Annotated in this window: 13 protein-coding genes; 4 read left to right on the plus strand and 9 right to left on the minus strand. The window is 52.6% G+C overall.

All coding sequences use genetic code 11. The features are described 5' to 3' along the window. Window positions 1-29: 29 nt before the first annotated feature. From JM656_RS02715 to JM656_RS02735, 5 genes are all read right to left on the minus strand, one after another. Window positions 30-398, minus strand: coding sequence for a DUF1090 domain-containing protein (locus JM656_RS02715; RefSeq protein WP_203359897.1), 369 nt, complete (start codon window positions 396-398; stop codon window positions 30-32). Between the two features lie 147 nt (window positions 399-545). After that, window positions 546-929 carry an EnvZ/OmpR regulon moderator MzrA gene (mzrA, locus tag JM656_RS02720; protein WP_203359898.1) on the minus strand — a complete coding sequence of 128 codons (384 nt, stop codon included), beginning with the start codon at window positions 927-929 and terminating at the stop codon, window positions 546-548. A 3-nt stretch (window positions 930-932) separates the two neighbouring features. Further along, entirely contained in the window at window positions 933-1,595 is a 663-nt protein-coding gene (gene yqjA / locus JM656_RS02725; protein ID WP_203359899.1) for a DedA family general envelope maintenance protein YqjA, read from the minus strand. Window positions 1,596-1,941: 346 nt separating this feature from the next. Continuing rightward, complete coding sequence (gene exuR / locus JM656_RS02730) at window positions 1,942-2,718, minus strand: transcriptional regulator ExuR (RefSeq protein ID WP_203359900.1); 777 nt, start codon at window positions 2,716-2,718, stop codon at window positions 1,942-1,944. A 132-nt stretch (window positions 2,719-2,850) separates the two neighbouring features. Then, a complete protein-coding gene (locus tag JM656_RS02735; protein WP_203359901.1) occupies window positions 2,851-4,152 on the minus strand; it encodes an MFS transporter in 1,302 nt (433 codons plus the stop codon). A gap of 475 nt (window positions 4,153-4,627) precedes the next feature. Between JM656_RS02735 and uxaC the strand changes: the two genes are divergently transcribed. From uxaC to JM656_RS02750, 3 genes are all read left to right on the plus strand, one after another. Further along, window positions 4,628-6,040: a glucuronate isomerase gene (gene uxaC, locus JM656_RS02740; protein ID WP_203359902.1), complete on the plus strand. Its 1,413-nt coding sequence runs from the start codon at window positions 4,628-4,630 to the stop codon at window positions 6,038-6,040. Window positions 6,041-6,053: 13 nt separating this feature from the next. Further along, on the plus strand, window positions 6,054-7,541 hold the full coding sequence (locus JM656_RS02745; RefSeq protein ID WP_203359903.1) for a UxaA family hydrolase: 1,488 nt from the start codon (window positions 6,054-6,056) through the stop codon (window positions 7,539-7,541). 77 nt (window positions 7,542-7,618) lie between these two features. Beyond that, on the plus strand, window positions 7,619-8,173 hold the full coding sequence (locus JM656_RS02750; RefSeq protein WP_203359904.1) for a YgjV family protein: 555 nt from the start codon (window positions 7,619-7,621) through the stop codon (window positions 8,171-8,173). A gap of 15 nt (window positions 8,174-8,188) precedes the next feature. Here the strand turns inward: JM656_RS02750 and sstT are convergent, their stop codons facing one another. The 4 genes from sstT to JM656_RS02770 all read right to left on the minus strand — a co-directional run bounded on the left by sstT (window position 8,189) and on the right by JM656_RS02770 (window position 12,495). Beyond that, window positions 8,189-9,430, minus strand: a complete 1,242-nt coding sequence (sstT, locus tag JM656_RS02755) for a serine/threonine transporter SstT (protein WP_203359905.1) — start codon at window positions 9,428-9,430, stop codon at window positions 8,189-8,191. Window positions 9,431-9,682: 252 nt separating this feature from the next. Then, a complete protein-coding gene (locus JM656_RS02760; protein ID WP_203359906.1) occupies window positions 9,683-10,651 on the minus strand; it encodes a TerC family protein in 969 nt (322 codons plus the stop codon). A 272-nt stretch (window positions 10,652-10,923) separates the two neighbouring features. Further along, entirely contained in the window at window positions 10,924-11,922 is a 999-nt protein-coding gene (locus JM656_RS02765) for a Gfo/Idh/MocA family protein (RefSeq protein WP_203359907.1), read from the minus strand. Between the two features lie 72 nt (window positions 11,923-11,994). Then, window positions 11,995-12,495 carry a M48 family metallopeptidase gene (locus tag JM656_RS02770; protein ID WP_203359908.1) on the minus strand — a complete coding sequence of 167 codons (501 nt, stop codon included), beginning with the start codon at window positions 12,493-12,495 and terminating at the stop codon, window positions 11,995-11,997. Between the two features lie 86 nt (window positions 12,496-12,581). Between JM656_RS02770 and rlmG the strand changes: the two genes are divergently transcribed. Further along, a complete protein-coding gene (rlmG, locus tag JM656_RS02775) occupies window positions 12,582-13,718 on the plus strand; it encodes a 23S rRNA (guanine(1835)-N(2))-methyltransferase RlmG (RefSeq protein ID WP_203359909.1) in 1,137 nt (378 codons plus the stop codon). The last annotated feature ends 2 nt before the right edge of the window (window positions 13,719-13,720 follow it).

A 13,720-nucleotide genomic window follows, 5' to 3' on the forward strand; every position in this document is an offset into this window, starting at 1 on the left:
GTGAGTGAGTAGTGATTGTTACAGATAAATCAGTAGTCGCGAGCTTCCAGTTTTTTCAGGTCTTCCTGAGCTTCCGCAAGCTTATGTTCGCGTTTTGCAATCTTATCCGCATCGCCTTTTTGTTTCGCCTCTGCTAAGTCACGCTGACGCTCAGAGATCTCTTTTTTCTGTTCTGAGATTTTTTTCTCATGGTCAGCACGCAACTGACTGTCGCTACAGTTTGCTCTGACTTCACTGAGTGCTTTATTCAAACCGTTGATGCGGTTCTGGTTGTTGTGCTTCTCGGCATAGCTGATTTCCCGCTGAATATCCTGCTCTTTTTCCTGACAGAGGGTGTTGGCGTAGCTGCCTGCACTGAGCGTGAAAAGGGTAATAGCTAAAGCAATGCGGTATTTCATTCTTGAACCTTCCATTGTGACTCGTACCCATTTTTCGGGCGCGATGATCCAAATAACAAAGCGGCGGGTAATGTACCCGCTAACTTAATCATAGCCAGTAAACAGCGAAATCACCAAAGTGAGTGATATGATTCGGATTGTTTGAAATTATCCGAAGCGAAGCGGGGTATCTCGTAAACGGGAAATCCACTGCACCGCTGAGTTTTGGCCATCTTGTTGGGCAATGATGTAGCCACGGGGCAACGTTCTGACTAACACCGCCCGGGCGGCCGCGCTTTGCGCGTGAGAGTCGAATGTGATCAGTAAGGTGTCGTTATGCGGGGTGATGCTTTTGAAACGAATACCATTGGCATCCAGATGATGCCAAATTGAAAAACCATCCGGCATGCTGGCACCCTGAGTAATTGCGCGGATAGCCAGCGTCGACTCTTGTTGACGAATCGCTGACCACACCAGAATCAGTACGGTCAGCAGCACCAAAAATGAGGTTGTCCAGCCCAGTTGTCGAAGCGTCAGGCGTGGTTTCAGCATCACTTACCCTCGATTACCGTATTTCTTTTTCCACACCACGACCAGCGAACCTCCCAGCCCAAATACCAGCAGGACCACGGGAAGTAACATCAAGCACGACATCAACTGATCTTCGTACTTCAGGAAGACGGGCGTTTTGCCCAGCATGTAGCCCAGGGTGGTCAGTATCAGCACCCACAATAAGCCGCTCATCCAGTTGAAGAACTGAAAACGTGCATTATTGAGGCCGGACAAACCGGCGATGGTGGGCAGTAATGTACGCACAAAGGCAATAAAGCGGCCGACCAATAATGCCGATAAGCCATGCTTGTGGAAAAGGTGGTGCGCGCGTTGGTGATAGTGCGCCGGTAAATGAGACAGCCAGTTCTGTACGATTCGGGTGTTGCCTAACCATCGACCCTGTATATAGCTGACCCAGCAGCCTAAGCTGGCGGCGGTGGTGAGTAACAGAATCGTTTGTGGGAATCCCATGGCGCCTTTTGCAATGAGTACGCCGACCAAAACCAACAGGCTGTCGCCAGGCAAAAAGGCAGCAGGAAGCAACCCGTTTTCCAGGAACAAAATCATAAACAAGACTAAATAAAGCATGCCAATCATCGAAGGGTTGGCCAGTGTTTCAAAGTCCTGCGCCCAGAGGGCATGCAGCAATTGGGTAAAAAGTTCCATTCAGTATTCCTGGAGAATCGGTTATCGTCATGCCGGTTTTCTGGAGTTTGCAACATTGCGACATTCTTCGTTTTTTGTATGGGTCGCTGTAGGGTGCAAAGTCACGGGCTTGCACAATTCATTGTTAAGTTATGAAGTAAGCAAGCACTAACACACATAATTTAAAAAACATCTAAGTGTAACAAAGGTCAACGTAGTCCGTTATAGAAATTGCCGTCGATACACGCTGATTTTGCTTATCGCAAAGGAGGGTGGCGAGAGGATTTACACAGGCTGACACTTTATACCTTCCGCTTACTGAATACCGCAGACAGGCGCATTGCCGCGCCTGCCGAAGTCAGAGTGTTTATTTTGCGCCGTTGGCCGCAGTATCGAGATGAACCACGGGATTTTCCGCAAAAAGATAACGGTCGGCGTTGAACTCAAAATCGTCGCTGGTTTCATTGAATAACATCTGTTTTGTATTCTCAAGATGCTGCCACATCGCCAGTTTGGCCGCGTGGGGATCTTTGCGAATCAGCGCTTTCAGGATCTGATCATGGTCGTCGCACCAGTTATCCACAGTGCGGAGATCGATGTGATCGTGAAGTTTCTTCCAGTAGGGGTTATGCACGCGCTGAGTCCACATTTTCTCAACGATAGCGGCCAGTGCGGTATTTTGTGTGGCCAGTGCGACCTGAACATGAAACTGGAGATCCCACTCGGAGTCGCGGAAACATTTTTCGTTACGCGCATTCTCCTGAATTTGCATCAATTTCATGATGTCTTGTTTGGTCACCTGGGTGGCAGCAAATTCGGCAATATTACTTTCGATGAGTTGTCGAGCCTGGAGCAGTTCAAACGGACCATAGCTGGCGAACTCAAGGTTTTCATCTGGCGTAACATATTGCTTTGGCTGGTTCGAAACGACGTGAATACCAGAACCTTTACGCACTTCTACATAGCCTTCAACTTCCAGCATGATGATGGCTTCGCGAACCACAGTGCGGCTGACATTCTTTTCATCGGCAATAAAACGTTCTGCAGGCAGTTTTTCGCCCACGAGATAAGCGCCTTTTTCGATACGCTCTTTAAGGTCAGCAGCTAATTGTTGATACAAACGTCGTGGTTCGGTGATTTCCATATGCGCTCCAGGCATGATACGGCAGGCTACATTTGTTATACCACTTTTGCGAGTCTGGCTCCACTTGTACTGATGAAAAAGCCGCCTGTGAACAGGCGGCTGTGGCGGTAATTGATGACAGATTGTGTTGGGTCAATTTTGCGGGGCAGGTTCATTGAGCGATTCGCCTGAACCTGAATCGTCCGCCGATTTGTTTTGCAACACGGTCCAGATGACCAGCGCGCCCAGCAGGTCGAACACCGCCAGCACCGCAAACAGCGGGCTAAAGCCAATGGTGTCGGCCAGTGCACCAACCACCAGCGCAAACATCGTACTCGCCATCCAGGCGGACATCCCGGTCAGGCCATTTGCCGTCGCTACTTCGTTACGACCAAAGACGTCCGAAGAGAGCGTAATCAGTGCGCCGGAAAGCGCCTGGTGAGCAAAGCCGCCGACGCAAAGCAGCGCGATGGCGGCATAGGGGCTGGTAAACAGGCCGATCATGCCCGGGCCAATCATCAGAAATGCGCCCATGGTGACGACCATTTTACGGGAAACGATCAGATTCACGCCAAACCAGCGTTGGAACAGCGGCGGCAGATAACCCCCAACGATACAGCCCAGATCGGCAAACAGCATTGGCATCCAGGCGAACATGGCGATCTCTTTCAGGTTAAAGCCGTAGACTTTAAACATGAACAGCGGGATCCATGCGTTGAAGGTACCCCAGGCTGGTTCAGCCAGGAAACGCGGCAGTGCAATACCCCAGAACTGGCGGTTACGCAGGATCTGGCCAACGGACATTTTCTTCGCCGCCCCCACCTGGTGCTGTGCTTCCTGGCCATTAATGATGTAGTCACGCTCTTCGTCAGACAGCTTTTTCTGATCGCGAGGATGTTTGTAGAAAACCAGCCATGACATCGCCCAAATAAAGCTCAGCGCGCCGGAGATAATGAACGCCATTTGCCAGCTGTGCATGACGATCGCCCAGACCACCAGAGGCGGAGCTATCATCGCGCCAATCGAGGAACCGACGTTGAAATATCCCACTGCAATGGAGCGTTCTTTTGCCGGGAACCATTCAGAACTGGCTTTCAGACCTGCCGGGATCATGGCAGCTTCTGCGGCACCGACGGCACCACGCGCCAGGGCCAGGCCGCCCCAGCTTCCTGCCAGCGCTGTTGCACCGCAGAAAATGGCCCACAGTACGGCGAACATCGCATAGCCCACTTTCGTACCGAGTATATCCAGGACGTAGCCCGCGACAGGTTGCATAACGGTGTAAGCAGCAGAATAGGCTGCGATGATATAGGAGTACTGTTGGGTGGAGATGTGTAACTCTTCCATCAGCGTTGGCGCAGCGGCCGCAACCGTGTTACGTGTCAGGTAACCCAGCACGGTGCCTAAGGTCACCAGTGCGATCATGTACCAACGTAACCCTTTAATTTTACGCATGTAAAGCCTCATCGTTTTGTTATTTCCGCAAAAAATGCGGCTATCCTCCTGCTCGGGGCGGAGGATGTTCTTTAACGAAAGGGGGGTAGCCGTAAAATGAGATACTCCCCGAACCTTGCCATTTAAGTGATCGTGCTAATTCGGTTTCCGTACCGATTAATCCGAGGGGGAACCCTCGATATTTTTATATTCAGTCGGTTTATATATCGCGACGAAAAAAAGATAACTTGTCATACAACTTCAAAGGGTGAGTGACATCACAAAAGTATGAATCTTCGCAGGGGTATTATTTTGATTCCACGAAGCCAGTGCTGGTGCGGCCTGGAGCACTGTTTACTCCGTAAAGGGGAATTTAATTGTTTAGGTTTATTGATCTATCTCACGAAAAATTCTTCAGTGACTGGAAATTGGTGTGATAACTTTGCAGCATCTAAACATAAGCAATCTGACGCACTCGTTGAGAGGAAGACGATAAATGACTCCGTTTATGACTGAAGATTTTCTGCTGGATACCGAATTTGCCCGTCGTCTGTACCATGATTACGCCAAAGACCAGCCCATCTTCGACTACCACTGCCATCTGCCGCCGCAGCAAATCGCTGAAAACTACCGTTTCAACAACCTGTATGACATCTGGCTGAAAGGCGATCACTACAAGTGGCGTGCCATGCGTACCAACGGCGTCGCTGAACGCCTGTGTACCGGCGATGCTTCCGATCGTGAGAAGTTTGATGCCTGGGCAGCGACCGTTCCGCACACTATCGGCAACCCGTTATACCACTGGACGCACCTTGAGCTGCGTCGTCCGTTTGGCATCACTGGCAAACTGCTTTCTCCGTCTACCGCCGACGAAATCTGGAGCCAGTGCAACGAATTGCTGGCGCAGGATCAATTCTCCGCGCGCGGCATCATGCAGCAGATGAACGTGAAAATGGTCGGCACCACCGATGACCCGATCGACACTCTGGAGCACCATGCAACGGTGGCCAAAGACAGCACCTTCTCCGTTAAAGTGCTGCCGAGCTGGCGTCCGGATAAAGCCTTCAACATTGAGCAGGCGACCTTCAACGATTACATGGCGAAGCTGGGTGAAGTTTCCGATACCGATATTCGTCGTTTCACTGACCTGCAAACTGCACTGACCAAACGTCTGGATCACTTCGCCGCACACGGGTGTAAAGTCTCCGACCATGCGCTGGATGTCGTGATGTTTGCTGACGCGAACGAAGCGGAGCTGGACAGCATTCTGGCGCGTCGTCTGGCTGGCGAAACTCTGAGCGAGCACGAAGTAGCGCAGTTCAAAACAGCTGTACTGGTGTTCCTTGGCGCAGAATACGCGCGTCGCGAGTGGGTACAGCAGTACCACATTGGCGCGCTGCGTAATAACAACCAGCGTCAGTTCAAACTGCTTGGCGCAGACGTCGGCTTTGATTCCATCAACGACCGCCCGATGGCGGAAGAGCTCTCCAAACTGCTGAGCAAGCAGAACGAACAGAACCTGCTGCCGAAAACCATCCTCTACTGCCTGAACCCGCGCGATAACGAAGTGCTGGGCACGATGATCGGAAACTTCCAGGGTGAAGGGATGCCGGGCAAAATGCAGTTCGGTTCCGGCTGGTGGTTCAACGACCAGAAAGACGGCATGGAACGTCAGATGACCCAACTGGCACAGCTTGGCCTGCTGAGCCGCTTTGTCGGTATGCTGACCGACAGCCGCAGCTTCCTGTCCTATACGCGCCATGAATATTTCCGTCGCATCCTGTGCCAGATGATTGGCCGCTGGGTCGCGGCTGGCGAAGCACCGGCGGATATCCAGCTGTTGGGTGAGATGGTGCGTAATATTTGCTTTAACAATGCGCGTGACTACTTCGCCATTGAACTGAACTAAGGTCTGGGTTGATATGCAATACATCAGGATCCATTCGCTGGATAACGTTGCAGTTGCCCTGGCCGATTTGGCGCAGGGCACAGAAGTCAGCATTGATAGCCACATCGTGACGCTTGGTCAGGACATTGTCCGCGGACATAAATTTGCGTTAAGCCAGATCGCAAAGGGCGAAAACGTTATTAAATATGGCCAGCCGATCGGTCATGCTCTGGCGGACATTGCGGCGGGGGAGCACATTCACGCCCACAATACCCGTACCAATCTGAGCGATCTGGATACGTATCGCTATCAACCCGATTTTCAGGCCGAAGAAGCACAGCCTGCCGATCGCAATGTGCAGACCTATCGCCGCGCCAACGGCGAGGTGGGTGTGCGCAACGAATTGTGGATTTTGCCGACGGTCGGCTGCGTGAACGGTATTGCACGCCAGATCCAGACTCGCTTCCTGAAGGAGACCAACGACGCCAAAGGTACTGACGGCGTGCATCTCTTCAGCCACACTTACGGCTGCTCTCAGCTGGGTGACGATCACATCAATACCCGCACCATGCTGCAAAATATGGTGCGCCATCCGAATGCCGGAGCGGTGCTGGTGATTGGCCTGGGCTGTGAAAACAACCAGGTGGATGCCTTCCGCGAAACGCTGGGTGAGTTTGATGCCGATCGCGTTCACTTTATGATCTGTCAGCACCAGGACGACGAAGTGGAAGCGGGCCTCGAGCATCTCCATCAGTTGTATAACGTGATGCGTCACGACAAGCGCGAACCGGGCAAACTGGGCGAACTAAAGTTCGGTCTGGAGTGCGGGGGTTCAGATGGCCTGTCTGGCATCACTGCCAACCCGATGCTGGGACGCTTCTCCGATTACGTGATTGCCAATGGCGGAACGACCGTATTGACGGAAGTGCCGGAAATGTTTGGCGCAGAGCAATTGCTGATGACGCATTGTCGTGACGAAGAGACGTTTGAAAAACTGGTCACCATGGTTAATGACTTCAAACAGTACTTCATTGCGCATAACCAGCCGATCTACGAGAACCCGTCACCGGGCAACAAAGCGGGCGGTATCACTACGCTTGAGGATAAATCGCTGGGCTGCACCCAGAAAGCGGGGGCCAGTCAGGTAGTGGATGTGCTGCGCTACGGCGAGCGTCTGAAAACGCCGGGCCTGAATCTGCTGAGCGCACCGGGTAATGATGCTGTCGCCACCAGTGCGCTGGCGGGGGCTGGCTGTCACATGGTGCTGTTCAGTACCGGTCGCGGCACGCCTTACGGCGGCTTTGTACCGACGGTAAAAATTGCCACGAACAGCGAGCTGGCGGCGAAGAAAAAGCACTGGATCGATTTTGATGCCGGGCAACTGATCCACGGTAAAGCGATGCCGCAGCTACTCAATGAGTTCGTCGATACGATCGTTGATTTTGCCAATGGTAAGCAGACCTGCAATGAGCGTAATGACTTCCGGGAACTGGCGATCTTTAAAAGCGGCGTGACGTTATAAAACGATCGCTTTAAAATTGAAACGGCGTTTCATATAATGAGGCGCCGTTTCTTTTTGCCTGTCTACAGGGACTCTTCATGACCGCGTATTGGTTGGCTCAGGGCGTTGGCGTCATCGCCTTTCTGATTGGTATTACCACCTTTTTCAACCGCGACGAACGTCGTTTCAAACTGCAACTTGCTGTCTATAGCGCCACCATTGGCGTGCATTTCTTTTTGATGGGGGCCGCCCCAGCCGGGATGAGTGCTGAACTGAACACCGTACGTACGCTGATTTCGATGTATACCCGGCGGCTTTGGGTGATGACCGTTTTCATCGTGCTCACGTTGGTTCTCGGCCTGGCAAAACTGCAACATGCGATGGAACTGTTGCCCATTATGGGCACGCTCGCCAGCACCTGGGCGCTGTTTCGCTGTAAAGGATTAACCGTGCGTTGCGTGATGTGGTGTGCCACGGCCTGTTGGGTCATTCATAACTTCTGGTTGGGATCGATTGGCGGTACGCTTATTGAGGGCAGCTTTTTGGTGATAAATGGTCTCAATATCATCCGCTTCAGACGTATGCAAAAACGCGGTATTGATCCTTTCAGAATGGAGAATGCAGCGTCGCAGGAAAACCCCTCCGCACGTTGACGGAGGGGGAAGAGATTACCCGCGCAGTGCGTTGTTAGCCAGACGTTCGTCTTCTGCCTGGCAGGCTGCTGCGGTGAACAGGACGTCAGTCGACGAGTTCAGCGCCGTTTCGCAGGAGTCCTGCAGTACGCCGATGATGAAGCCGACGGCAACCACCTGCATGGCAATATCGTTAGGAATACCGAACATATTGCACGCCAGCGGGATCAGCAGCAGAGAGCCACCCGCCACACCCGACGCACCACACGCGCACAGCGAGGCAACCACGCTCAGTAACAGCGCTGTCGGGAGATCCACCGGAACGCCTAACGTGTTAACCGCGGCCAGCGTCAGGACGGTAATGGTGATCGCCGCTCCGGCCATATTGATGGTCGCGCCCAGCGGGATAGAGACGGAGTAGGTATCCCTGTCCAGGTTCAGCTTTTCGCACAACGCCATGTTTACCGGGATATTGGCGGCTGAACTGCGGGTAAAGAAGGCATAAACGCCGCTTTCACGCAGACAGGCCATGACCAGCGGATACGGGTTACGGCGAATCTTCCAGAATACCAGCAGCGGGTTAATGACCAGCGCGACCAGCAGCATACAGCCAACCAGTACGACCAGCAGTTGCGCGTAGCCCCAGAGCGTTGCAAAACCGGTCGTGGCGAGCGTGGATGACACCAGCCCAAAGATACCGATAGGGGCGAAACGGATAACCAGTTTCACCATGAAGGTCACGGCGTTTGCCATGTCATTCACGAGATTTTTTGTCGTCTCATTACCGTGGCGAAACGCAAAGCCCAAACCTACGGCCCAGACCAGAATACCGATGTAGTTTGCATTGAGCAGGGCATCAATCGGGTTGGTGACCATGCTCATCAGCAGGCCGCGTAACACTTCTACAATGCCTGAGGGCGGTACGATATCCCCAGCGCTGGTGGATAAATGCAGCGTTGACGGAAAGGCAAAACTGAACACTACTGCCGCCAGGGCAGCAGAAAATGTGCCCAGAAGATACAGGAACAGAATCGGACGGATATTGGTTTTCTGACCCTGCTGGTGATTGGCGATAGACGCCATAACCAGCGTTAGCACCAGGACAGGGGCAACGGCTTTCAGGGCGCCAACAAACAGCGTTCCCAGCAGACCCGACGCTTCTGCCGCAGGTTTAGATACCAGAGCCAGCAAAACGCCGAGCACTAAACCTACGAGGATTTGTTTTACGAGACTACCTTGCGACAGGCGCGCAAGCAGGCCTGAAGTTGATGACTTCATGGAGATTTCCTTAAGTGATATTGCGTCCATCCTGGAACGTACTCTTTGTTACGTTTATGCCCGGATGTAATAAATGTTTGCCTGAGTGAGTATAAGGAAAGATGCGCTCTGGGGAAGCGTAAAATGCTGAAATTTACGTGTCGCATCATATTTTTTAACTATTTGTTTACGTATTGCCAGGGGGCGCTACGTTTGTCGGTCTGCGGAACGCATTTTTGCTGGCCCGGCAGGCATACTGCCGGGCCATGGAGGTTACTGCGCTTGCTGTTTCTTATCGTTTTGATGGTTTACCCATGCGTTAACGAGCAGCGTAACGGCCAGGATGCCAAACACCACACCTAACGAGATGGCGATAGGAATATGATAGAAGTCGACAATCAGCATCTTGATACCAATGAACACCAGAATTACCGACAAACCATATTTGAGCATTGAGAAGCGCTCCGCGACCCCCGCCAGCAGGAAGTACATCGCACGCAGGCCCAGAATCGCGAACAGGTTAGAGGTCAATACAATGAACGGGTCGGTCGTCACGGCAAAGATAGCCGGAATACTGTCGACGGCGAAAATGACGTCGCTCAGTTCAACCAGAATCAGTACCAGCATCAGCGGCGTTGCGAACAGCAGGCCGTTCTTACGCACGAAGAAATGCTCGTTCTCGATGGTGTCGGTCATGCGCAGATGCCCACGCAGCCAGCGGACCACCGGTCTGTCGCCGATGCCGGACGCATCATCTTTCGCCAGCGCCATTTTTACACCGGTAAACAGCAGGAAGGCGCCGAACACATACAACAGCCACTCGAACTGCGCGATCAGCCAGCTTCCGGTAAAGATCATGATGGTACGCAGCACGATCGCACCCAGTACGCCATAGACCAACACCCGACGTTGCAGCGCGGGCGGGACAGAGAAGTAGCTGAACAGCATCAGCCAGACAAAGACGTTATCCACCGCCAGTGATTTTTCGATCAAATAACCGGTCAGAAACGCCAATGCTTGCGGATCGGCAACCGCACGTCCTTGCGTTTGAGCCAGATACCACCAGAATACGGCGTTAAACAATAATGAGAGCGTTACCCAGACCAGGGACCAGACTGCCGCCTGCTTCATTGACATCGTATGTGCGCCACGACGCCCTTGTAGCAGAAGATCAATAGCCAGCATAATCACCACAACGACAGCGAATCCACCCCATAACAACGGTGTGCCGACAGTATTCATAAAATTTCCTTACACATAAAAAAACGGCTGACGTCAGAAGACGACAGCCGTTGCTTTTTATATGCATAGACCTCGCCTTCCGGCAAGGTCTCACTTACAACAAAACAGGAATACGATGACGCATTCCTGTTTTGTTGCCCGGTGACCGGATGTGGTTTTTCACACATCGTAATGACGATCCACCGGCAATGAAGTTACTCCCCTTTGCGGGTAACAAAATATGACAGGCCATGCTTCCAGTCAATGGCCTGTTACATCTGTTTTACATTGATTTACGCAGTGGCTGCGGGGTTTTGATCATCCGCCGGGAATACTACCCCAGTCTGGCGACGAATTTCCGTTTGCAGTTTCGCAGTAATGCGGCTGACTTCCAGAGCGGGATGGTTCACCTCATGCGCTTCAACCAAATGTGCAAAGACCTCTGCCTCATAGAGCATAGTATTAATATGCTGAGGTGCAGTGAGATCCTGCGTCTTCCCGCCGCGTGGAATAAAGCAGACTTTCTGACACTCGGCGATTTTCTCAATCACCAGGGAACCCGCTTCTCCCTGAATTTCGCTGGCCAGTACAGAGTCGCTGACTTTGGAGTGCTGCAAGGTCACGCTGAAATCACCGTAATTCAGCACCACGACGCCGTGGGCATCAACGCCGCTTTCCAGCAGGCTGGCAGAAGCCTGCACGCTGCAAGGTTCACCCCAGAGTGCGATGGCGGACGCCAGGCAATAAAAGCCGATATCCATGATCGAGCCATTTGAAAACGCCGGATTAAAGGTGTTGGGGTTTTCACCGTCCAGATAGCGCTGGTAACGCGAGGAGTACTGGCAGTAATTGATAAAGGCCTTACGTACTTTCCCCACCTTCGGCAAGGCTTGTTGCAGCAGCAGAAAATTGGGCAGGCTGGCCGTTTTAAAGGCTTCAAAGAGCACGACCTGATTTTCGCGGGCACAGGCGATAGCCGCTTCAACCTCAGCCAGATTCGATGCCAGCGGCTTCTCGCAGATCACATGTTTTTGGTGACTGAGAAAGAGCCGGGTCTGGGAAAAATGCAGGGAATTCGGGCTGGCAATATAGACCGCATCAATCGCCTCGCTTTGTGCCATGGCGTCCAGCGAGGTAAACAGATGTTCGACGGGATAGTCGTTAGCGAACGTTTGCGCCTGTTCGAGGCTGCGGGAATAGACTGCGGTTAACTTATATTTGCCGGTTTCATGAGCGGCATCGACAAACTGGCGGGTGATCCAGTTTGTGCCAATAACAGCGAAACGTATCATAAACGCCTTCAGGCTCCATAAAGGGATTCTCGCGCCAATGTATCACGCCTTTATGGCAAAGCCAGTGCGCGACTACGCAGTTTCCTTTAACGACAACTGCGTCAGCCACAGGCGGGTATCAAACTCAAGCTGGTGATACTGCGGCTCCATATGACAGCACAACTGGTAGAACGCTTTGTCGTGCTCTTTTTCCTTCAGATGCGCCAGTTCATGGACGACGATCATCCGCAGGAACGGCTCCGGCGCGTTGCGAAAAACCGTGGCGACGCGGATCTCCGCCTTCGCTTTCAGCTTTCCACCCTGGACACGTGAAACGGCGGTATGCAAACCCAGTGCGTTATTCAGCACGTGGATCTTATTGTCATACATTACTTTATTGATCGGTGGCGCATTACGCAGAAACTGGCTTTTCAGATCCTGGGTGTACTGCCAGAGCGCCTTATCGGTCGCGAAGCTGTGTGTGCCTGGGTAACGTTTTTCAAGAACGCTGCCCAGCCGCTCTTCGGCAATTAAGGTGCGTACCTGGGAAAGTAAGTTCTCCGGATAGCCCTGCAGATAACTAAGATTGCTCATCAACAACGCCCCAACTGAATAATAAAAAGGTATACTCACGCACCCTTTTCAGGGATAACGCCAAATTTTACCACTCAGGAGGGCCGATGAGCCACTTAGACAACGGTTTCCGTTCACTCAATCTTAAACGTTTCCCGGAAACGGACGACGTTAACCCGCTTCAGGCGTGGGAAGCGGCGGATGAATATCTGCTGCAACAGTTGGATGACACTGAAATTGTCGGTCCGGTTCTGATCCTGAATGATACCTTCGGAGCACTGGGTTGCGCACTGGCTGAACACACGCCTTACAGCATCGGTGATTCCTATTTAAGCGAACTCGCGACGCGCGAAAACCTGCGCCATAACGATATTGCGGAATCCAGCGTCAAGTTCCTCGACAGCACTGCGGAATACCCGCAGGCACCGGGCGTGGTGCTGATTAAAATTCCTAAAACGTTGGCCCTGCTGGAACAGCAACTGCGCGCACTGCGTCAGGTGGTCACCCCAGAAACGCGCATTATCGCGGGCGCTAAAGCGCGTGACATTCACAACTCCACGCTTGAGCTGTTCGAAAAAGTGCTGGGTCCGACCACCACCACGTTGGCGTGGAAAAAGGCGCGTCTGATCAACCCAACGTTCACGAAGCCCGAACTTGCTGACGCGCCAGAAACGCTGAGCTGGAAACTGGACGGGACCAACTGGACCATCCACAACCATGCCAACGTCTTCTCGCGCACGGGACTGGATATCGGTGCCCGTTTCTTTATTGAGAATTTGCCCGACAATCTGGAAGGGGAGATCGTGGATCTCGGATGTGGCAACGGGGTGATTGGTCTGACGCTGCTGGAGAAAAACCCGGAAGCCAGCGTCATCTTTACCGATGAATCACCGATGGCGGTGGCGTCCAGTCGTCTGAACGTAGAAACCAACATGCCTGAAAACCTGGATCGCTGCGAGTTTATGATTAACAACGCGCTGTCCGGCGTGGAGCCTTTCCGCTTCAACGCGGTCATTTGTAATCCACCGTTCCACCAGAAGCATGCGCTGACCGATAACGTCGCCTGGGAGATGTTCCATCACGCGCGCCGTTGTCTGAAGATCAACGGTGAGCTGTATATTGTGGCGAACCGTCACCTCGACTATTTCCACAAACTGAAGAAGATCTTCGGGAACTGCGAAACCATCGCCACCAACAATAAATTCGTGGTGCTCAAAGCGGTGAAGCTGGGGCGTCGCCGCTAAAC

It is taken from the genome of Citrobacter sp. R56, assembly GCF_016811995.1.
In the GTDB taxonomy this organism is placed as follows: Bacteria; Pseudomonadota; Gammaproteobacteria; order Enterobacterales; family Enterobacteriaceae; genus Citrobacter_D; species Citrobacter_D enshiensis.